Genomic DNA, 21593 nt, shown 5'->3' with positions numbered 1-21593 from the left:
CCTCAGTAGAGACGTGCGCCGTTGACCATCAGCCGAACGGCATAAAGCGAACTGGTTGCGCAGATGTAGAGGATGTTTCGCTTCGGCCCGCCGAACACGCAGTTGGCGGTGTTTTCAGGCACTCTGACCTTGCCGAGCAGAGTGCCGTCCGGGTGATAGCAGTGGATGCCGTCGCGGGCACTTGTCCAGATCCGGCCCTCGTCATCCAGACGGAAGCCGTCAAACAGCCCGGCGGTGCAATCGGCAAAGACCTCGCCGCCCGACACGGAGCCCGCTTCATCAACATTAAAGACACGCATATGCGCCGGAAGGTCAGGGCCGTGCGTCCGGCCGGTGTCGACGACGTAGAGCCGTCTTTCGTCAAGGGTGAAGGCAAGGCCGTTCGGCCGCACCATGTCTTTAATGACGGCAGTGACCGCGCCCGTCGCCGGGTCGACGCGATAGACATGGCAGGCGCCGATTTCGCTTTCCGCCTTGTGGCCTTCGTAATCGCTCTCGATGCCGTAGGCAGGATCGGTAAACCAGATCGACCCGTCGGAGCGCACGACGACATCGTTCGGTGAGTTGAGCCGCTTGCCGTTCCAGCGATCGGCGATGGTTGTGATGCTGCCGTCATGGTTCGTGCGGGTCACGCGGCGGCCGCCGTGCTCGCAGGTTACCAGGCGGCCCTGTCGGTCGGTGGTGTTGCCGTTTGAAAAGTTCGACGGCTGCCGGAAGACGCTCACATGCCCATCGGTTTCGTCATAGCGCAGCATCCGGTCGTTGGGGATGTCCGACCAGACGAGATAGCGCCCGGCGGCGAAATAGGCCGGCCCCTCGGTCCAGCGACACCCCGTATAAAGTTGCTCCACGCGGGCGCTGTGGTTGACCAGCCGGGCAAAGCGCGGGTCTACGATCTCGAAATCCTCGGCCATGGGGTCCCTCATGCGTATTCTTAAGCGTCGCGATATGATAGCGCTATCATCGCGGAAGGAAATAGGCTTCCTTTCGAGACGTCGAAATCAGGCTGATTTCGATCTTAAACCAGTGATATTCGGTCCTCCGTAATCCGCAAATGTTACTTTACAATCGCATGTGGTAGCGCTACCTAATTAAGAGACAGCGGTGTTTTCGGGAGGAGACCAGAGCGCCTCGTCAATGGTGAACGCAGGCATCCAGCGTGCCGGTGCCGCAGGAGTTCGTGCCGCTCGAGGGTGAGTTTCATCCCCGGGCTGGAGAACAAACAAGTGGCGCGCCAATGGGAGGAAATGTCGATGGTGAAGTCACTCGCTGGCGGCATCGTTGCCGCCACTGCCTTTTTCATGCTGGGATCTGCTGCCTATGCAGATCCGGAAATCGTTTCAGGGCCTGCAGCCGAGCCGGAATGTTTCGCGCCGTGGTCGGCGGACACGAAATTCTTCAAGTTCCCGAAAAAGGACGGCCCGTATCGCATAGCACTTGCCAACGGCTACATCGCCAACACCTGGCGTATCCAGATGGTGCAGACCGCCAAGGCCTATGCCGCTCAACCCGACGTCGCAGCCAAACTGAAGGAGTTCAAGGTCGTTTCGACGGGCGAGGATGTGCCGGCCCAGATCTCGGCGATCAACAACTTCATCGACTCCGGCTATGACGCGATCGTCGTCAATGCCCAGAATCCGACGGCGTTTGCGCCGGTCATCAAGCGGGCGAAGGAAGCTGGCGTGGTGCTGGTCGCCTTCGACAACATCCTCGACACCGAGGACGCCATCAACGTCAATGTCGACCAGAAGGGGCTCGGGCAATTGTGGGGCGACTGGCTCGTCAAACATCTGCCTGATGGCGGCAAGGTGCTTGAGGTGCGCGGTGTCGCCGGCACGTCTGTCGATACCGACAGGCACGACGGCATCCATGAGAAGCTCCAGGCGTCGGGCAAGAAGTTCGAGGTCGTCGAGGTCATGGGCAAATGGGACGACGGCGTCGCCCAGAAGGTGACTGCGGACGCAATCGCAACCAGCGGCCCCTTCGACGGCATTACCGGGCAGGGCGGCGACACCGGCATCGTTCAGGCGATGATCGACGCAAAGCACCCCTTCGTGCCTTTCGGCGGCGAAACCGAAAACGGATTTCGCAAGTTCTGTGCGGCACATGCCGCCGACGGCCTGAAATGCTCGTCGGCTGGAACCGGACCCGCGCAAGTGGCCGTCGCCATCAAGACGGCGATTGCCGCGCTCGAGGGTCAGGTGGTGCCGCAGTCGGTCAAATTGCCCTTGGCCATCGTCGAAGATCCGAACTTCAAGGAAGGCCAGGATTATTTCCAGGCGGAGTCCGACAATTTCTTCGTCGGCAATTCGTTCCCCACCTGCGGGATCAATTTCTCCGCCCAGGAGATCATGAAGCAGAGCAAGGATAACCAGTAGTTCGATCAGGATCAGGGCACCGCACAGCTGTGCAGTGCCCTGTCGTCAACAACGGTTTTCCGGAGAGCGCAATGGAAAGCGGCGCACCGCTCTTTCGCATGGAAGGCATATCGAAACGCTATGGCGGGGTGCGGGCGCTTGAAAATGCCGAACTGTCCGTCAGGACCGGCGCCATTCACGCCGTTCTCGGCGAGAACGGTGCCGGAAAGTCGACGCTCATCAAGATCATGGCGGGCGTTGTGGCCGCCGACGAGGGGCAGATGACGCTCGATGGACAGCCCGTGACGTTTGCGTCACCGGCCGCCGCCAACGCCGCCGGCATCGCCTGCGTCTTCCAGGAGCTGTCGCTGATCCCGGAACTCAGCGTTGCCGACAACATCGTCATTTTCAATCCGCCGACCCGGTTCGGCATGATCGACCGCAAGGCCCAGCGGCGTCTGGCAGAAGAGGCGCTGGCGCGTGCCGGTGCGGCAGACATCCACCCTCTGGCGCTGGTCAAGGACCTGCCGCTGTCGCGCCAGCAGATCGTCGAGATCGCCAAGGCGCTCGCGCGCAAGCCACGCATCCTCATTCTCGACGAGGCGACGTCGGCGCTCACGGCGGCCGATGTTTCCAAGGTCTTTGCCGTGTTGAAGCGGCTGCGCTCTGAAGGGCTGGCGCTTGTCTACATCTCGCACCGGATGAACGAGATTGCGGAACTGGCAGACGATTGCACCGTGTTTCGAAACGGCAGCAAGGTTGCAAGCTACGCGGCAGGGACAAGGAGCGACAGCGAGGTCATCGAGATGATGATCGGTCGTGAATATCATAGCGTCTATCCACCCAAGCCGGGCCCGCTTGCACCAGCGGCACCCGTCCTTGAGACGCGAAATCTGTCCTGGGCGAACCGTCTTCACGACATCTCGTTTTCATTGCGTGCAGGCGAAATCGTCGGTCTCGGCGGGCTGGACGGGCAGGGACAGCGCGACCTCCTCCTGGCGCTGTTCGGGGTCTTGCGCGGGCTGCGCGGCACGGTTCTCGTCGACGGCAGAGCGATCAGCATCGGCAGCCCTGCGCAGGCGCGCCGGCACGGCATCGGCATGGCGCTCATTCCCGAGGACCGCAAGACCGAGGGGCTGATGCTGCCGATGACGGTGCGTGACAATCTCTCGCTCGCCTCTCTCGACCGGCTGACGCGCGGCGGGATCATCGATCGCGCCAAAGAAGAGAGCGCTATCGACCGGATGATGACGTTGCTGTCCATCAAGGCGGGCAACATTGACGCGCCGGTCGGGGCGCTTTCGGGCGGCAACCAGCAGAAGGTCGTCATTGCGAAATGGCTGATGCGGCAGCCGCGCATCGTCCTTCTCAACGACCCCACGCGCGGCATTGACGTCGGCACCAAGCAGGAGATCTACCAGCTCTTGCGGCGTCTGGCGGACGAAGGCGCGGCTATCCTCTTTTATTCGACCGACTATGCCGAACTCATCGGCTGCTGCGACCGGGTCCTCGTGCTCTATGACGGGGCGGTAAAACGGGAGTTGGCGGGCCCTGAGATAACGGAGCGCGCGCTGATTGCGAGCGCACTCAACATTCCGTCCGCAGACCCAAGCCACCGGGAGCCCATCCAATGAACGACTGGCGGTACCGACTGACGGAGTATCGGGGCACGCTGGCGGCGGTTGCGATCTTCGTGGTGATGTTCATCATCTACACATCGAACCATCCGGCCGGCTTCACCGCCAACGTTATCCAGACGGCCGCCAACAAAGGCGTGCTGCTTGCCTTTGTCGCGATGGCTCAAACCATGGTGGTGATCACCGCCGGCATCGACCTCTCGGTCGGCATGATCTTCCTTCTCACCAACTGCCTGGCCTCGTGGCTGGTCGTTGGCTCGCCGCTTGAGACGGCCTTCGGCGTCTTCGTCGTCCTGAGTGTTGGGGCCTCCTGCGGCGCGATCAATGGCGCCATTGTCATCTATGGGCGGCTGCAGCCGATCGTGGCGACGATCGCAACGGGGGCGGTCTATTTCGGCTTTGCCCTGTTGCTGCGGCCTTTTCCCGGCGGATCCGTCAACGAGGGGCTCGCGGATGCCCTGACCGGCCGGATTTTCGCAGTTGTGCCGGCGAGCCTCGTCGCGCTTGCAGCGGTAGTCGTCGTGATATGGGTGCCCTTCAGCCGGTCGGTCTATGGGCGTGCAGCCTATGCCGTGGGCTCCTCCGAGACGGCCGCCTACATGTCCGGCATGCCGATCCGCCGCGGCAAGTTGCTCGCCTACACGCTTGCGGGTCTGGTCGCCGCTCTCGGGGGGCTGTTTCTCACCTTTTTTACCTATACCGGCGACGCAGCACTCGCCAGCGGCAACGCCTACACGCTGTTTTCGATCGCAGCCGTGGTGCTGGGAGGCGTTTCGCTGTTCGGCGGCAAGGGCAGCGCCATCGGCGCGGTCTTCGGTGCGCTGGCATTCCGCACGATCGGCGACCTGTTGTTCGTTTTCGATCTCGATCCGCTCTGGCAACCGCTGTTCCAGGGATTGATCCTGCTGGCGGCCATCAGCCTCGGGGCCCTTGCGCTCTTCAGGGTGCGCAATAGATTGGAGTGGTTCCTGTGAGCGAGACGGCAATGACTGGCGCAACCGGACGCAAATCGACCTTCATACGCAATCTCGACCCGGCGGTGGTCACTGCGTTCGGCTGCATCCTGCTGCTGCTTGTGCTCGGCAGCCTCTATTCGCGCAGCTTCCTGTCGCCGGAGTATCTGCTGCAACAATTGAAGGTGGCGTCCTTCCTCGGCATCATCGCCACCGGCATGATGCTCGTCATCCTGCTCGGCCAGATCGATCTTTCGGTGCCGTGGACTGTTGCCACGGGCGCGATGATGGCCTGTGCCGCCGCGGCCTACGGTCCGGTCGGGACAGCGCTTGCCATTCCCTTCGGCGTCCTGTGCGGCATCGGCATCGGGCTCATCAACGGCGTCGGGGTTGCCTATCTGCGCATCCCCTCGATGATCGTGACGCTGGCGACCAATGCCGTCGCCCAAGGCGTGATGGTGGTTTACACGGGCGGTTTCTCGCCACAGGATTCCGCCACCGCAGCCATGCGCTATCTCGCCACCGGTGCTCTGGTTCCCGGTATTCCGAACGTGGTTTTCATCTGGGCGCTGATCGGCGCGGCAATGGTCTTTCTTCTGCGCCGGACGGGCTTCGGGCGCGCGGTCTACGGCATCGGCAATCGCGAGCGTGCGGCCTATCTCTCCGGCATCAACACCCGCCGCATCGTCATGATTGCCTTTGCCGCCTCGGGCGGGCTTTCGGCCCTTGGCGGGGTGCTGCTCGCGGGCTATGCCTCTAAGGCCGCGCAATCCATGGGTGATGCCTATCTTCTTCCGGCCATTGCGGCGGTCGTCCTTGGAGGAACGTCAATCCTCGGCGGGAAGGGATCCTATCTCGGTACGGTGGCGGGCGTCATTCTGATCACGCTCCTGCAATCGATCCTTTCCGTTACGCAGATGCCCGAAGCCGGGCGCCAGATCATCTACGGTGTGGTGATTATCCTGATGCTTCTGCTCTATGGTCGCGCGCCGGCGAGCCGGTAGGAATGCGGGCTCGCGACACGTCACTCGGCATCGCACCTTGACGCTGCTCTCGGCGATGCGACGGAGTTCCGCCGCATAGACGGTTGGATAGTGTTCGATGCTGTCGCGAACCACACCGGATTAGAGACCAAAACCGATTGCGCTTCTCACACGTATATTCCTGAAGGTCGCTATTCTTCAGGAGCAACATGAAAGCGCGCGCAAGATTTCAGGTAGTCCTAAGCCTGCTGATTTTGATCGGGACCATTTTCGAGCCGCTCAGGGCGATCGCGGACGAGGCGCGGCCGGTTCGCATCGATGTCGGCGGCTTCAGTCTGAACAGCGTACTTCTTAAACCCGGCAAGCAGACGAGCCTGCCACCGATCGTTTTCATCCACGGTGCCAGCGCCAGTCTTTACGACCCGATGTATGCCTTTCGCGGGAAGCTCGAAGGAAGAGCGACACTTTTGTTCGTCGATCGGCCGGGACATGGCGGCTCGGATGTCGGCGGACCTGAAAACATACTGCCTGACGGACAGGCGGACGCCATCGCAAGTCTTATGGCAAGGCGCGGGATTCCGAAGGCGATCATTGTCAGCCACTCCTTTGGCGGCGCGATCGCAGCGGCCCTTGCCGTGCGTCATCCCGAAAGGGTTGTCGGTCTCGTCTTCCTGTCGCCAGCCGTCTACCCCTGGAACGGCGGCGTCGCCTGGTATTATGACGCAGCAGCCGTTCCTGTGTCGGGTGCGCTCTTCAGCACTCTGATCGCCCCGCCAATCGGCCTTCTTGCGATCGGCAGCGCGACCCGCGCGACATTTGCGCCGAACAAAATGCCGAAAAACTATCTGCGTGAAGCCCGGACACTGCAGGCCCTCAGGCCCGCAGCCTTCCGGCACAATGCCCAGGAAGTGGCGGCACTCAACGACTGGACCCGGACGGCAAGTCGGAAATACCGCAAGATCAAGGCGCCGACGGTCATCATCACCGGCGATGTCGACAGGATTGTCTCACCCAATGTGCATGCACGGCACCTGGCCCGGGATATCCGCGGCGCGAGGCTTATGGTCGTGCACAACCTCGGGCACAAGTCGGACTATGTCGCAAGCGATCTGGCCGTCGCGGCGATCGAAAAGATCAGTGGCCGGAAAGTCGATCTGAGCGCCGTGGCAAGGACGCTCGAAGAGCGGATCGCGGCAGATGGCGAGCGTTGATCTCTGGCGGTTGAGGTGCAGGGCAGGCATGGTCGCGCTCTATGGAACGGCGGGCGTTCTGCACGTGGCCTTTCCAGCGCCCTTTGTCGCCATCACCCCTTCGTGGGTGCCTGACGCGCCAGAGGTGATCTTGCTGACAGGACTTTGCGAGATCGCAGGAGCGATCGGTCTGCTGATCCCGGCTCTTCGCAAATATGCCGGCATTGCGCTCGCCCTTTATGCGGTGCTCGTCTTTCCGGCCAATATCAAGCATGCGCTGGACAGCCTGAGTGCGCCGGAAGTCGCTCCTTGGCAGTGGCTGTATCACGCCGTCAGGCTGCCGCTGCAACCGGTCGTCGTCTGGGTCGCTGTCTTTGCGGGAGGTGTCGTGACCTGGCCTCTGCGGTGCAATCGGCCGCGACGGCACGCGGGTGGCTGACGGCGCAGTGCTCGTATAGGTGGCCGAGAGGGGCTTCCGGCTCGGGCACCGACGTGCTAGTCAAGCTGCCATAGGGATAACCGAAGCTCTGCCTCGAAACCCGACATGTCCATTCCATGTCGGGGCGATCGCTGGTTCGTGCCCGCATGGGTCATCATGCAGGGAGAACGGGCGCATGAACCCTATCGTTGTCTTGCTCGCATTTGCGACATTTGCCACAGGAACCGCCGAAAACATCATAGTCGGCATCGTCTCCGATGTCGCCGGCGAGCTTGGCGTTTCGATCGCGCTTGCCGGGCAGTTGACGGCCGTTTTTTCGATCGTGTTTGCCTTGACGGCGCCCTTGGCGCTCGTCCTTACGATGAAGATCGAGCGCAGGCGCCTTCTTCTTTGTGCTCTGGGCCTGTTCGTCGTTAGCAATCTCTGTGCGGCAGCGAGCTCCAATTTCGCAACGCTTGTCGTCGCCCGCATCGGCATGGCCATGGCGAGCGCGACCGTCTGCCTTCTGGCAACGATGTTGGCGACCGAGCTGGTCGCGAAAGACATGAAAGGTCGAGCCATCGGCATCATTTTCATGGGGATCAGTGGCTCGCTGGTGCTCGGCGTTCCCGCGGGAATTTTCATCTGCGGACTTATCGGCTGGCGGGGCGTCTTCATCGCACTGTCCCTGCTTGCCGGCTTGGTGTGGTTGGCAAGCTGGCGGCATGTTCCGGTCTCCGCTCGCCGTAAAGCCGCGCTTCCAAGGTATCTGGACCACCTGCGAAAGCCGCCTCTCGTTGCGGGCCAGTTTGTCTCCATTCTGATGATTGGCGGGCACTTCGTGCTGTTCGCCTTTCTTGGCCCCTACCTCGTTGAGATTGCCAGCGTTGCCGCGGAAAACATCGCGATAGCCTTTGCGGTCCTTGGTATTGCCGGCGTGAGCGGTGGCTATCTCGGTGGTTGGCTTGCCGACCGGTTTTCGCCGCGCAACGTCCTTTTGCTCACGCCGACGGCCTACCTGCTCGCCCTTGTCGCGATACCGTTGGTCGAGGGCAGCTCATGGGTGATGTTCAGCGTGCTGATGATCTGGGCCTGCATCAGCTGGATGATCTCGCCGGTGGTACAAAGCTTCTTGAACTCAGCCGGGCCGGAGACGGCCGATACCGGCATAAGCCTGAACCTGTCGACAATGCACATCGGTGTAGGGCTCGGGACGGCAGTTGGGGGGATCGCGCTTGCAAACCTCTCAGTCCACGCCCTGCCGTGGGTTGGAGCGATCATTGCAGCGCTTGCCGTGGGCGCGAGTTTCTGCGCGTTCTGGTCGTCGAGGTTAGCAGAAAGACCACGAGAACGCATTCCAGGCCAAGCCAAAAGCCCTGCCACGTAAATCGGAACTCATGGGATTTTGGAGTATCGCCTCCGGATTTGGTCCTCTGTGGGCCGCGTTCAGCGCGTGTTGCGACGAGCCATGGCCATTCACGTCAAAACAGCTGGCTCTGTGGAGGCATGACCTGACGCAACTCGGGGCTTGAAAACTGCATGCTTGATGGTTGTCTTGTCGGACCAACCTGCAGGTTGAGCCCAAGCCGGAGATCTTGCATCGGCGTCTTCAATTTGATCGGAGGTGTCCTCAACACGCCCGACCACGCCTCCCTCGGAAAGGGTGCGAGGTTTCCATCACCGAGATCGAACGGAGCGAGCGCCTGCGACACCAGGCCCTCCGCCGCACCATCTTCCAGGATCAGCGAAATGTCCCGCCAGTCACCGTGCGCGGGCACTTCCACCTGGACGCTTGCCTGCACCCAGGTGCCCGCCGGCAGCGGATTAACGAAAGCGTCCGGCAGGAGATCCACGCGGCACCCGTCGATCGCCACACCGACCTCCTGCCAGTTCGCCATGCGGTCGGGCTGGCAGATGATCCGGCTTGCAGTCGTTCGACCGTGAGAAACGGCCAATCCCTCGGCCAACGCTCCGTTCCCGGCAAGAAGAGGATTTGGCAGGATGTTGCCGATCGGGTTGTTGACTGCATCGAAACGGTCGTCCTGCGCCCATATTCGAGGAGCGGGTGGAGCGAGGAAGCCACTAAGATAGGCTGCCAACGCCTTGCCGACCGCGTAACCGCCCGGAACCGAAAAGTGCGTGCCGTCGTCGGAGAAATCATCGTGTGGCGCCCCATCGGCAGAGTAAGGGTCCACCCAGACGGAATTCCAGTCGAAGACGTGGCAGTGCGGTCTCATGGCTGCAAAGGCGAGGCTCTTCTGGTTGATCCAGTGTGCTTTTGCCCGTTCCGATCCGCCGGCGACCCATTTCTGCGTGCCACGCGCCAGGATTGGCAGCAGGATCACCGTCTTTCCAGCCGCTATCAGTCGATCAACGACCGCTTCGCGGATAGACTGGATGACTTCCTTTGTCTCAACCATCATGTCGTTCGTGCCGGCATCGACGACGATCAGGTCAAAATCGAGCTTCAAGACCTCCTCGAGACGCTGTGCGATGTCCCGGGCCTTCTGCCCCGAAACGCCGGCGTTCAGTCCGCCGAAGCCACGGGTGACGCCGATCCTGCCGCTTGGCTCCCAGCCGGGAAATACGCGCGGATCGTGAAACACCGTAATGTCGAGCTGGCCGGCGGAGAGAACCTCCGCCCATGTCGCCCACCCGCGGGCGCAGGAGTGGATGTGCCTGTCGCCTGCGTGGTGGTTCTGCTGGACAAGCGACGTGCCGATGAGGGCGACGCGCTTGCCATGGATCGGAAATCGCACTGTCATGACCATATCAGGAAAGCAGCGTGCCGCCGTTTACATCGTAGCAGGCGCCGGTGATGAACGACGCCTCATCGGAGACAAGGAAGGCGACCAGATTGGCGACCTCGTCCGATCGGCCCTCGCGCCTGACCGGGGTTGCGGCAGCGACACGCTCGCGCACTTCCGGCTTGGTGAACGTGTCGTGGAAGGTCGTAGAGATCATGCCCGGGCAAACCGAATTGACGCGGATCCTTGGTCCGAGTTCTTTTGCAAGACCACGCGTGAAGGTCATGACCGCCCCCTTCGAGGTGGCATAGGCCAACGCACCAGGGCCGCCGCCATCGCGGCCGGCCTGTGAGGCAAAGGTGACGATCGCGCCACCGTCGGCCATCGCCGGAACGGCCGCCTTGGATGCATTGAAGAGTGAAGTGAGATTGACGTCGATCACCTGCCGGAAGAACGCCTCGTCCATGTCCTGCAAGGTCTTGCGCGCCAAAAGTCCGCCGGCGACATGCACCAGCCCATCGAGCCGACCGAACGCGGCAACTGCCCCGTCGACAGCCGCTTGTGCATCGGCGGCCACGGTCATGTCCGCCTTGATGGCGATCGCCTTGCCACCGGAAGCCGTTATCGCCGTCACGCACTCCTCGGCGCCAGCCGCCGAGCCAAGGTAGGTGATTGCGACCTTCGCGCCGTCGCGGGCAAGCCTCTCGGCGCAGGCCTTGCCGATGTCGCGGCCGCCGCCAGTTACTAAAATGACCTTGTCCTTCAGTCCGTTCATGACATTTCCTTTCCGATCAGAAGTTCTTGGGGATGATGATGCGCAACTGGTTGTCGTCGACATCGGTGAAATAGAGGTCGGCGCTGAAGCCCTGGTCATCGACGAAGTGAAAGACCCGCCGGGGTTCGCTAAGGGCATAGGGAACGAGAAGCGTCACCAGGGTCTGCTTGGTGGACGCTGGAAGCGTTGCCTCGATGTGATATTGGGTGGCCAGGCCCTCGATTTCGGTTGGATCGACGCCTTCGAAACCTTCGATCATGCGTATCTGCGGCGGCCCTGCGGTTGAAAACACGAACTGCCCGTAGAGCCCCGCCCGTTCGCCGGTCAGACGAAAACTGTTGCTGCCCACGTCCATTTGATGGGCGGAGTGCATTAGCCATTTGAGGGGCTGTGGTTCGATGCATTCGACGCGATCGACGATGACGAGAAAGTCGCTGCTGGCGAAATGGATGTCTCGCTCGACCCTGAGGACCAGCGGATTGTTCGCCCGATAGGCCGCCGTGGCATCGCCGCTGATGAAGACATGCGTCGGCTCCTCGCGCACCGCCGTGATCCGACCTCCCGCCTTCTTGCCGATCGCCTTGTCGCCTTCGGCGTATTGCCCGCTGTCGCCTATGAGGACGGCGTTCTTGGATATGGTCTGCCGGCGCCAGCTGCGATGCATGGTCGAGTTGAAGGCGACATAGTAACCGCTCTGGATCGCCAGATCCTCGCCGAAGGCATAGAGCAGGAATGCGTTCTGGTCGCCGTGACTGTGGCTCAAGGAACCAAAGGGGCTGCTCTTGAACAGGAACTGGATGTGGCGATCGGGATCGTCCATGTGTTTCTGGATCGCAACCCAGCCGATCTCCCTGAACCACTTGACCGGCGGCAGGTCGGCAGGCGCCTTTGCCTCGACTTGCGGGTAATCGTGCCGATAGACAAGCTCGTCGAAATTGAGGTCCCACCAGCCGTAGTTATAGAATTCCATGGCGGTACCGGCGGCATCCGCCTTCAGCCGCTCGAAATACCACTGGTAATGGGCGTTGCCGGTGACGCCGGCAAACTGGCGGACATTGTAGCCAACCTTGAGACCAGGCGGATCGCCGAGGGTGGAGTCGTCTCCGAAGCAGGCCCGCCTCGTACCCGGCGCCTTCGTGTAGAGCGGAAAATCACCTGTTTTTTGGAAGAACGGCCGCCGATAGAGATCGACCTTGAGGAAGTTTCGGATGAGATTGGCGGCTTCCGTCAGATAGGCGATGCCGGTCATCCAGTAGTGTGGACCCTCCGCCCACCCGCCGTCGCTGTCGCCCCAGGGCGAATAGAGGGTGAAAAGAAATTCGACCGTATAGTCCAGCCAGCACTCGGCTTCCGTTTCCTCACCGGCCAGCGCGATACAAGCCGCCGTGAGGGCCGCCGAAAGCGAGCGCACCGCGTGACTGTCATAGGGGAAAACATGGATGCGCGCACGCCAGATCACGTGGTCTGCGACTTCGCGTGTCCGCGCAAGGAGCACACGACGCACGCGCTCTCGCTCACCGTCATCGAGATGGTCGTATAGCCAATCGTAGCCCCAGGCGAGCGCGGTCACTACGCGGAATGCCGCCTCGTCATTGTAGGAGCGGGCCGTTGCTCCCTGCGGATCCCAGGTCGCGACCGACAGCAGCCAGTCCTTGGCCCGCGCAATCATGTCTGCGTCATCCAGGATGACACCTGCAATCGCCAGGTGCCGGATGGCGTAGATCGCCTCCTGGCAGTCGATATACATCTGCCGCCAGAGCTTGGCGGTGCGCACATTATCCGGGTAACGTTGCGGTTCGGCGATCAGGCTCCGCGAGAGCCACGGCTCCACCGAGTTCACGTAGAAGGTCTTCCAGCCGCAGCAATCAGGATCCTCCTGCAACCGGCCGCGGAAGTTGGTGATGCCATCCGGATTGAGCCACAGGCGGGGATGGCGAAGATCCATGATGTCGCGCCGCTTTGCCGCGCGCGGCAAGGCCGTCTCGGGAAGGCCCGGCTTGAGCGTAAATTCACGCACGCTGCTCCAATCGGAGGCCGCGCGCTTTTCGGCATCGTTCCAAAGGGCAAATGACCAGCAGTAGGAACCGGGTTCGAGCGCTGTATCCGGGGTGAGGAAGTTCCAGGCGATATTGTCGAAGACCAGCGTCCGCTCGGGCGCAAAGCCCGCATCGCTCGAGATCCGCACCACATAGCGCGCATCGTCGTTCAGGGCCGGCAGCCAGCTGAAACGGGGCGGATTTTCGACAGAGCTTTCGCCGGCCGGCTGATAGCCGATCGTCAGGGTCCCCGGTTTTGGCTCATCGAGATATTGCAGGCGGGGTGCTTCAGCGGTTTTGGGCATCGAAATGACGTCCTTTGAATACGTGATAGAGGCGGGCGCGACCCGGTCGCGCCCGATAATCGGATCAGTTCTTTCCGTATTGGCGGTCATAGGCCGCCTGCATCACCTCGGAGACCTTGGCGTAGCCGAGTTGGTCGAGGCGGGCGACGTAGCCGTCCCAGGAGGCATCCACATCCTGGGCTCCGAGGACCCAGGTCTGCTGCATTTCCATCATGTAGGTGAGAAGGCTCGGCCAGTACTTGTCGTAAACGGCGCGCTCGTCGCTGTTCATCGAGACGCCGGTAAACTCAGGCTGCAGAAGCCCTGGTTCCTTCTCGTACATGGCGATCCCGTCGAGAGCCATCTTGTTCGTCCATTGCTCCTCGGAGGCATAGGCGGCCCAATAGCCACGCGGCACGCCGGCGCCGATTTCCCACATCTGGGCGTTCACCGGCTTGGGGTTGTGAAGGACGGTCTGCTTGTAGACGGGCTTGCCGTCGACCATGTCATAGGTCTCGCCCTCGATGCCCCAGTTCGACAGGATCCGGCCCTTTTCGGAGAACCAGAAGTCGAAGTACTTGATCGTCTCGACCGGGTGCTGGTTCGAATAGGAGATCGCCCAGCCTGCCGGCTGAACGGTCGCACGCCGGCTGTCCTCGAAGCGCCTCCCGGACACGGTCTTCGGCGGCAGCATCGGCGCGAAGTCGATGCCTGGAACGCTGTCCTTCAGAGCGTCGGTGTAGTTGGACGTGCTTGCGAACCAGTCGTGCGTCATGCCCCCGATATTGTTGCCGAGCATGTATTCACGCACCCGAGCTCCACGCGTGAACACCTCCGTATCGATCAAGCCCTCCTTGAACCACTGCGCAACTTTGGAAATGCCGGTCCTATAGTTCGGCGTTGTCCAGGGATGCACGACCTTGCCGTCTTCGATCATGAAGTCGCCGTAGCGTTCCGAGCCGGACACGCGGGCATCCCACATGTTGATCAGTCGGACTGCTTCGATCGGCTCGCGCGCGAAGTAGGGAACTTCATCCTTCTTGCCGTTGCCGTTCGGGTCTTTCTCGCGGAAAGCCTTGAGAACGGCATAGAGTTCGTCGACGTTTTCCGGAACCTTCAGGCCCAGTTTGTCGAGCCAGTCCCGGCGGATGAACCAGGCACGCGAGAACTCGCCTTCGGGCACGTAGGGGATGAAGTAGATGTGACCGTCAGGTGCGCTGATGGCCTGGCGCACGATAGGATGCTCATCAAAGAACTTCTTGAGGTTGGGGGCGTTCTCCTCGATCAGGTCATCCAGGGGCATGAAGGCGCCCTCCATGCCATAGCGAATGAAGTCGTCCTTCAGCCCGCCGGTGACGTCGCCGCCAACGATGTCCGGCAGGTTGCCGGAGGCCATCAGCAAGTTGAACGCATCCCGGCTGCTGCTGGTCGCAAGCGAGGCGACATTCTTCACGTGGATCCCGGTCCATTCGGCCGCCTTCTTCTCGACGGGCCAGTCTTCCGTGTAGACGTATTTGTCACGGAAATGGAAATGGATCGTCAGCTCGAGCGGGTCGTCCGTAATCTTCGTCGAAGCGTCTTGCGCATAGACAGGGCCCGATTGCAGCAACGCACAGGTGGCAAGCAGCGCCAACGTGTCTCGAATATATCTCATTCCATTCTCCTCCTTAAACAGAACTGACTGAGACGGCCGTTATTCCTTCACGCCGCCAAGGGTGATGCCCTTGTTGAAGTATTTCTGGATGCTTGGATAAATGAGCAGCACTGGAATGATCGAAGCGATCATGATCGCCGCGGTGACGGTCTCGAACGAATAACGAGACGTCAACAGGCTGCTTGCGAACTCGTCGTTGGCGGTAAGATCGACGATGATCCGCTTGAGGTAGAGTTGAAGCGGGATCTTCTCCTCGCCGCGCAACAGCACCATGGCCCAGAAGTAGCTGTTCCACCTGGAAACGATGCAGAACAGCGCAACCGTGATGATCGCCGGTTTGGACAAGGGGATAAAAACCTTCCAAAGCAGCTGGAACTCGCTGGCGCCATCCATCTTGGCGGCCTCCTCGAAGGATTTCGGCACGGCCTCGAAGAAGTTGCGCAGCAAGATGACGTTGAAGGCGTTGCAGGCAAAACCGATGATGATGCCCAACCGAGAGTCGAGCAGCCCGAGATCCCGCATGTTGAGGAAGAATGGGATCATGCCGGCGTTGAACCACAGGGTGAACGCGACCATCATGTTGAGGATCTTGCGCCCCCTTAGGCGGGCACGCGACAGCGCATAGGCGCCAGGGATCATGATCGCGAGGCTGACCGCCGTGCCGCCGAAGGTGTAGATGAAGGTATTGCCGTAGGCGATCCAGAAGAGCCGATCCGAAAGAACGAATTCGTAGGCCGCAAGTGTCAGGTCCTTCGGCAACAGCACGACCTGACCCGAGGTGACTGCGGCACCCGACGAGATCGATACCGACAGGATGTAGATGAACGGGTAGAGCGTCGAAAGGACGAAGAGCCCGATCAGGGTCGCGTTCGCATATCCGAAGATCCGGTCGCCGCGAGAATAGAGATTGAAGCTAGCCATGACGATCACCAGAGCGAGGTTGTCGAAACCTTCCGGCTGATCCGGTTGGCTGCGAAGACGAGAGCGAAGGCGATGACCGCATTGAAGAGGCCGGCGGCGGTGGCAAGGTCGTACTGCGTACCCTGCAGACCCGTCCGGTAGACGTAGGTCGAGACGACGTCGGCGGTGCGGTAGGTTGCCGGCTGGTAGAGCAGGATGATGTATTCGAACCCGACCTCGACGAGGTTGCCGATGCGGATGATCAGCATGATGATGATCGTCGGAAGGATGCACGGAAGCGTGATGCGCCACATCATCTGCCAGCGCGATGCGCCATCGACCCGGGCCGATTCATAGAGCGTCGGGCTGATGCCGGCGATCGCCGCGAGATAGACGATCGATTCGAAGCCTGCTTCCTTCCAGATGTTCGATCCGATGAAAACGGTACGGAACCATTCCGGCTGGGTGAGGAAGTAGACCCGGTCAAGGCCGAGGCTCGACAGAATGAGGTTGACCACGCCTGTCGTGGGAGACAGCAGGTTGATCACAATGCCCGCGACGATCACCACGGAGATGAAGTGGGGCAGATAGACGATGGTCTGGGAAAACCTGCGGCCCAACTCGCTCTGGAGCTCGTTGAACATGATGGCGAGCACGATAGGTACGGGGAAGGCGAAGATCAGCCCGAGGCCGCTGATGGTGATCGTATTGACGAATGCGCGGATGAAGATCTGGTCGCCAAGGAGGGTGCGAAAGTTCTCAAGACCCACCCAGGGACTTCCGGCGATACCGCGGAACGGGCTGAAATCCTTGAACGCAATCTGCAGCCCTTCCATGGGCTTGTAGAGGAAGAGCATAAACCAAAGGAGCATCGGAAGGATAAGCAGGTAAAGCTGCCAGTCTTTCCGGAGGTCCTCGCCAAGGCGCTTGAAATATCCGGCGATCATCGATGTCATCCTCGCCTCACGCATGACCGTTGACGGCTTTGCCGCTCTCGGCGTCGAAAACATGGAGACGGCCCACCGGTATCTGCAGCTTGCCGATCTGCGAGAGCGCCTCGACATCGGCGGGCGTTTCGATCTTGGCGACGATCGGCTGGCCGGAAATCCTGGTGTGCAGAAGAGCCTCGGACCCAAGCGGCTCCACGAGGTCGACTGTCGCGGCGATTTCCTGGACGTCTCCGCTCGCTTGCTTGCCGACCGCGACGTGCTCGGGCCGGAGGCCGACCAGGATACGTTGATCGGCGCGCAGGGATGTAACGATTGCCATCGGTAATCTGAGGAGGGCGGCTTCCGCGTCGGCAGCGTCTATGCGCGCCTGCAGTTCACCGTCCACGGAAACGACTGTTGCGCGCAGGAGGTTCATGGGTGGTGAACCGAGAAAGCTTGCAACGAAGGCATTGGCCGGCTTGAGGAAAAGCTCCATCGGTGTGCCGACCTGTTCGACGCGGCCGCCGTTCATGACGACGATGCGGTCTGCCAGCGTCATCGCCTCGATCTGGTCGTGGGTGACGTAGATGCTGGTGACGCCCATGCGTTTGTGAAGCCGCTTGATCTCTGCGCGCATCTGGGTGCGAAGCTTGGCATCGAGGTTCGACAAAGGTTCGTCGAACAGGAAGACTTGCGGCTTGCGGACGATCGCCCGCCCCATGGCAACGCGCTGCCGCTGGCCACCCGACAGGTCCGCGGGCTTGCGTGCAAGGTAGGGCGTGAGGTCGAGGATAGCCGCCGCTTCCTTGACGGCCGCTTCGATTGCGTCCTTCTTTTCACGCCTTACGCGCAGGCCGAAGGCGATGTTTTCAGCGACATTGAGGTGGGGATAAAGCGCGTAGTTCTGGAACACCATCGCTACGTCGCGGTCCTTTGGCGCGACCCGATTGACGAGCCGCCCGCCGATCGAGACCGTTCCGCCGGAAATCTCCTCCAGGCCCGCCACCATCCGCAAGGTCGTTGACTTGCCGCATCCCGACGGCCCGACGAGAACGACGAACTCCCCGCGTTCGACATTCAGGTTTACAGAGTGCACGACTTCGAGTGCGCCGTAGCGTTTCACTACGTCGTTCAATTCCACTGCAGACATTTCAGTTTTCCTCCCGACGGCGCCTACCTCAGGTCAGGCTGCGCCGTGGTTTCCGTTTTTCTGTTGTGGTTGCATTGATCGATTCGATGTAGCTCCACAGTTTCGGATCGCGTGAAAGCTCTGTGATCTTGGCTTCGAGAGAGCCAAGATGCCGGGTCATAGCGGCCACCGCTTCATCCGGAGATGCGGCCCTTATCGCATCGATGATGTCGCGGTGTTCGTGGATGACCTCGCCGGTCCTGCGCACGCCGAACACCATCTTCAGATGGCGCATCCGGTCAATCTCGCCTTTGGCCTGATTGACAAAGGCCCAGACGCCGCTCAGCCGCGCCGTCGAAAAGATCACCCGGTGAAAGTCCTCGTCCAGCTCGAAGAAACGCGTGTAGTCCTCGTTTGCGACAGCCGCGATCTGCTGGTTGAGAGAGAGCTCCAATCGGCCAAGATCTTCCAGCGTATGCCGCTTGGCGGCCTCTGCCGCTGCGCCCGACTCGAGGCGAAAACGAATGAAGCAGGCCTCGATGTAGCGCTGCACCTCGATCGTCGCGACAAAGGTGCCGCCCTGTGGCACGACCTTGACCAAGCCCTCCTCGGATAGCCGGATGATCGCCTCACGCACCGGGGTTTTGGAGACGTTGAGGATCGCGGCCACTTCCTTTTCGGGCAACGCCCGTCCGGGCAGAAGCCTGACTTCGACGATCAATTGTCGAAGCAGCCGATAGACCTTGGCCGTGGTGTTGCCCGGTCCCTCCTTCGGAAAGGAACGAAGCAATTCTTCAAGGGGTAAGGCAGGAATTTCGACAATTTGAGACATATCATTCCGCAAACTGATATCTTAGTTGCGAGAGTGATGTCTCATGACGCGGTTGTCAAGGTGAAATCCACGTTGACAGTCGACCGCGTTAAACTTGCAGGCACTGGAACTATATTGCGGTCAATGAAGGCGCCTCCGAGGGTCTGACTATGGCTGTCCTTTTCGTTCGACAAAGTGGAAGAGGCGGCGTCGATCGGCCAGATTCAGCTGTGAATAGCGTCGAGACATGCCAAAATATCCAAGGGGAAACCATTGAAATCATTGGCGTGTCGCACGTTAAATTAGAATGTACCTACATTTGTCTGAGCGTCATAAGCGTTGGAAGTGAACACCTGCCACGCGTCCGTTCGCAGCGTCGTTCGAATACTCCGCGAATAGCGGATGTTCAAATGTCGCCAACTTGTCTGGACCCGACATTGCCGCACCGGCTTACTGATTTCGATGGCCGCTTGACCTGATGACCAGCGGCAACGGATCAGGCGGTTTCAGTGCAATCAGGCCGACGGACTTGATCATTCATCGCGGTGGGGCTCCGACCGTTGGGCAGGCCATCCATATTTAAGCTCGGTCCTGCAATTCCTCTACGACTGGCGCCTCAGCGCGTCAGTCGCAGTGCACGCCATCCTGAAGTGGTTTGGCGACAAGGTCCCCAGCTCAAAACCCGGCGAACAAAAGAGTCGTGCTAGTCGGGCAGAGTCTGGGTGGACTAAATGTCCCCGGCCTGTCAAAAGTCCTCAGGGACGCGATCGCCGTTATTTTTAGAACGGGGTCGGGCGACCGATTGACGTCACGTTGCTGCCGCGAGATCACGCTGGCCGTCCTACTATTTATCAGCACCCGAGACTGGTTGAAATCAGCGGCCAATAGCGCGCGATGGCTTCTTTCGGCCCAAAGCGGCTACACTGCAGCACTTCGGATTGACGCCCAAGAGAGATCAATCGGGCGGGACCCAAAAAGCATGGACGGCGGACTTCGATCCTAAGGGCATGGTGAGCCCGGCAGGACTCTAACCTGCGACCCATTGAGCGGCCTCTAACCATCGAGCTACAGGTCCCGCCAGATTACTTCCAACGGCGGCGAACGAATTAACCAAGCTTGAGGGGCGACGAAGCGCTTCGCAAATCTCCGGCGCTCGGTGGGAGGCCGAGCCGTCCCGCTCTCCAAAAGTCCAAGTAGCAGGGCTCGAAACGAAATGACTTCGCCCTCGCTGGCCAGATGCTTGAGCGTGGCGACATCGTCGTTGGTTAGGAGGGCCGCAAGCCGACCGCGGCGATCGAAGGGCAGGATGGCGTCGAGCGCGTTGAGTTCTTCAGCGCGTTTGAGGACGGATTCTGAGGCGGGTTCGCTCATTTCGGCAGGCCGTTGATATAGAGATCGCCGTGTGCCGACATCACGCGGCGCTCCGAACCCGGAATGCCTTCTACGGCGCACAGCCATACCTCGTCGATCAAGCAGGATTTTCCGCTCTGGCTCCGCTTGCCGCTTTGTGTGGTCGCCGACACGTCCGTGGGCGCTTTTGCTGGGCCGCTTCGAGCCACCAGGAATTCGTCCTCACGCCGCCTCGATGTCGGTTTGCGAAAAATCGTTGCTTTTGTAGAGGAGCGGTTCTCCCGAAAGCGCCGCAAGAGCATAGGAAAAGCAGTCGCCGTAGTTGAGGCTGGCCGGATGACGTCCCTTACCATAGCGACGCCAGGCGCGCCGCGCACGATCGGAATGTTCGGCTGTAACTGGGACGATTTCGACTTCTGCCTTGTAGAGCCAGAGGTCGAGATCGGCGCCTGCGGCCTCCCCAAGTCGAGTTTCGATCACCATGGCAGCCTCTAGGACGGTCGCGGCGGAGATGAGCCTGACGGGGTCGTCTGCAATGCGCTCGCGGAAAGCCGCCGCTTCCGGCTCATTGAAGGCGATGGCGGCAAGGACGGAGGTATCGATGACCATCAGGATGGCAGTCCGTTCTCGTCGTAGCCGAGAATTTCGTCGGCTGTGCGGCTGTCGAGAACGGGCCGAGCGTTCCAGCGTCGCTGGATCGCTTCGAGGTCCTCGAGGAGAGCGGCTTTGCGCAAGTCAGAGCCAAGCCGTCGCAGGCGCTCTTCGAGCGCGCGCTTGGTTGCGAGTGTGATGCTTTCGCCGGTCCGTTCGGCAAGGGTGCGGGCCAGCTGTTCAGTGTCGTGGTCTTTGATGCTCAGCGCCATTCTTGTCGACCATGGTTCCTAAATGTCTATATTCTACCTATAGCACAGTCGCTCTGCACGGGCAATGCGAGGGGTTGGGCTTAAGGGGACGTCGGCGAAAATGTTTCTTCCGACGGCCCTAGAGGGGCTCTGGATACAGGATCTAGCGATTTGCGCCGTCAAACCCATCACTATCGATACCTGATACGTATGTATTCGAAGTGGTCGACGAGGCGGGTGCGGTTCGCAACTACGTTGCCAAGTTCATGCGCCGCGAAGCGGACAAATTGGTCGTAGAATATCGCGGGCTTCAGATGCGGTTTGCAATCTCGCATATTCGCGACTGGTGCGCCGTGGAATAAGAGCAGCGCCGCTCCGAAGAAATCCGCGAGGAGTATAAATGCCGAGGCGAGGAAAAATCGTAGGCCTCATAGCGCAGAGTGATGTCCACATTGACGGGCTGAACATTCCTCCCGGGCTCTACTCGGCGACAGTGAGAACGTCTCTCTCCGGCCAGCACCGGAAGAGAACCCTGGTGACCTTGCCCCCAAGTTTTATCCAGTTTTGAGTTTGCTCCAGCGGTTTTGGGTTGCTGTAT

Annotated in this window: 19 protein-coding genes; 7 read left to right on the top strand and 12 right to left on the bottom strand. The window is 60.7% G+C overall.

The genetic code is table 11. The features are described 5' to 3' along the window. Positions 1–2: 2 nt before the first annotated feature. Positions 3–914 carry an SMP-30/gluconolactonase/LRE family protein gene (locus tag ASE71_RS04675; RefSeq protein ID WP_060520824.1) on the bottom strand — a complete coding sequence of 304 codons (912 nt, stop codon included), beginning with the start codon at positions 912–914 and terminating at the stop codon, positions 3–5. A gap of 339 nt (positions 915–1253) precedes the next feature. On the opposite strand from ASE71_RS04675, the gene ASE71_RS04670 reads away from it, so the two are divergent. The 7 genes from ASE71_RS04670 (at position 1254) to ASE71_RS04640 (ending at position 8925) form a co-directional block, all read left to right on the top strand. Continuing rightward, positions 1254–2378: a sugar ABC transporter substrate-binding protein gene (locus ASE71_RS04670; RefSeq protein WP_034798635.1), complete on the top strand. Its 1125-nt coding sequence runs from the start codon at positions 1254–1256 to the stop codon at positions 2376–2378. 71 nt (positions 2379–2449) lie between these two features. Then, a complete protein-coding gene (locus ASE71_RS04665; protein WP_060520823.1) occupies positions 2450–3991 on the top strand; it encodes a sugar ABC transporter ATP-binding protein in 1542 nt (513 codons plus the stop codon). Then, positions 3988–4968 carry an ABC transporter permease gene (locus tag ASE71_RS04660; RefSeq protein WP_060520822.1) on the top strand — a complete coding sequence of 327 codons (981 nt, stop codon included), beginning with the start codon at positions 3988–3990 and terminating at the stop codon, positions 4966–4968. Before ASE71_RS04665 ends, ASE71_RS04660 begins: the two co-directional genes overlap by 4 nt. Before the next feature lie 11 nt (positions 4969–4979). Further along, on the top strand, positions 4980–5951 hold the full coding sequence (locus ASE71_RS04655; protein WP_110819009.1) for an ABC transporter permease: 972 nt from the start codon (positions 4980–4982) through the stop codon (positions 5949–5951). 188 nt (positions 5952–6139) lie between these two features. Then, a complete protein-coding gene (locus ASE71_RS04650; protein ID WP_060520820.1) occupies positions 6140–7141 on the top strand; it encodes an alpha/beta fold hydrolase in 1002 nt (333 codons plus the stop codon). Then, entirely contained in the window at positions 7128–7559 is a 432-nt protein-coding gene (locus ASE71_RS04645) for a hypothetical protein (RefSeq protein ID WP_060520819.1), read from the top strand. Before ASE71_RS04650 ends, ASE71_RS04645 begins: the two co-directional genes overlap by 14 nt. A 175-nt stretch (positions 7560–7734) precedes the next feature. Next, positions 7735–8925, top strand: coding sequence for an MFS transporter (locus ASE71_RS04640; protein ID WP_060520818.1), 1191 nt, complete (start codon positions 7735–7737; stop codon positions 8923–8925). Between the two features lie 94 nt (positions 8926–9019). On the opposite strand, the gene ASE71_RS04635 is transcribed toward ASE71_RS04640, so the two are convergent. The 11 genes from ASE71_RS04635 to ASE71_RS04580 all read right to left on the bottom strand — a co-directional run bounded on the left by ASE71_RS04635 (position 9020) and on the right by ASE71_RS04580 (position 21016). Continuing rightward, on the bottom strand, positions 9020–10303 hold the full coding sequence (locus tag ASE71_RS04635; protein WP_063891244.1) for an SGNH/GDSL hydrolase family protein: 1284 nt from the start codon (positions 10301–10303) through the stop codon (positions 9020–9022). Between the two features lie 7 nt (positions 10304–10310). After that, on the bottom strand, positions 10311–11060 hold the full coding sequence (locus tag ASE71_RS04630) for an SDR family NAD(P)-dependent oxidoreductase (RefSeq protein WP_060520816.1): 750 nt from the start codon (positions 11058–11060) through the stop codon (positions 10311–10313). Between the two features lie 16 nt (positions 11061–11076). Beyond that, positions 11077–13401 carry a DUF4962 domain-containing protein gene (locus ASE71_RS04625; protein WP_060520846.1) on the bottom strand — a complete coding sequence of 775 codons (2325 nt, stop codon included), beginning with the start codon at positions 13399–13401 and terminating at the stop codon, positions 11077–11079. A gap of 64 nt (positions 13402–13465) precedes the next feature. Continuing rightward, on the bottom strand, positions 13466–15034 hold the full coding sequence (locus tag ASE71_RS04620) for an extracellular solute-binding protein (RefSeq protein WP_060520815.1): 1569 nt from the start codon (positions 15032–15034) through the stop codon (positions 13466–13468). Positions 15035–15073: 39 nt separating this feature from the next. Continuing rightward, positions 15074–15955, bottom strand: coding sequence for a carbohydrate ABC transporter permease (locus ASE71_RS04615; protein WP_060520845.1), 882 nt, complete (start codon positions 15953–15955; stop codon positions 15074–15076). Between the two features lie 5 nt (positions 15956–15960). Then, on the bottom strand, positions 15961–16890 hold the full coding sequence (locus tag ASE71_RS04610; RefSeq protein WP_244496934.1) for an ABC transporter permease: 930 nt from the start codon (positions 16888–16890) through the stop codon (positions 15961–15963). A gap of 7 nt (positions 16891–16897) precedes the next feature. Next, a complete protein-coding gene (locus ASE71_RS04605) occupies positions 16898–18013 on the bottom strand; it encodes an ABC transporter ATP-binding protein (protein WP_060520813.1) in 1116 nt (371 codons plus the stop codon). Positions 18014–18041: 28 nt separating this feature from the next. Then, complete coding sequence (locus ASE71_RS04600) at positions 18042–18824, bottom strand: GntR family transcriptional regulator (protein ID WP_060520812.1); 783 nt, start codon at positions 18822–18824, stop codon at positions 18042–18044. A gap of 1044 nt (positions 18825–19868) precedes the next feature. After that, on the bottom strand, positions 19869–20174 hold the full coding sequence (locus ASE71_RS37570) for a hypothetical protein (RefSeq protein WP_060520811.1): 306 nt from the start codon (positions 20172–20174) through the stop codon (positions 19869–19871). A 201-nt stretch (positions 20175–20375) separates the two neighbouring features. Beyond that, positions 20376–20762, bottom strand: a complete 387-nt coding sequence (locus ASE71_RS04585; protein ID WP_060520810.1) for a type II toxin-antitoxin system VapC family toxin — start codon at positions 20760–20762, stop codon at positions 20376–20378. After that, entirely contained in the window at positions 20762–21016 is a 255-nt protein-coding gene (locus tag ASE71_RS04580) for a type II toxin-antitoxin system VapB family antitoxin (RefSeq protein ID WP_034798574.1), read from the bottom strand. The genes ASE71_RS04585 and ASE71_RS04580 overlap by 1 nt, the downstream gene beginning before the upstream one ends. Between the last annotated feature and the right edge of the window lie 577 nt (positions 21017–21593).

The sequence above is a fragment of the Ensifer sp. Root954 genome (assembly GCF_001429005.1).
GTDB lineage: Bacteria > Pseudomonadota > Alphaproteobacteria > Rhizobiales > Rhizobiaceae > Ensifer > Ensifer adhaerens.
This window is presented reverse-complemented; position numbering and strand designations above follow the sequence as displayed.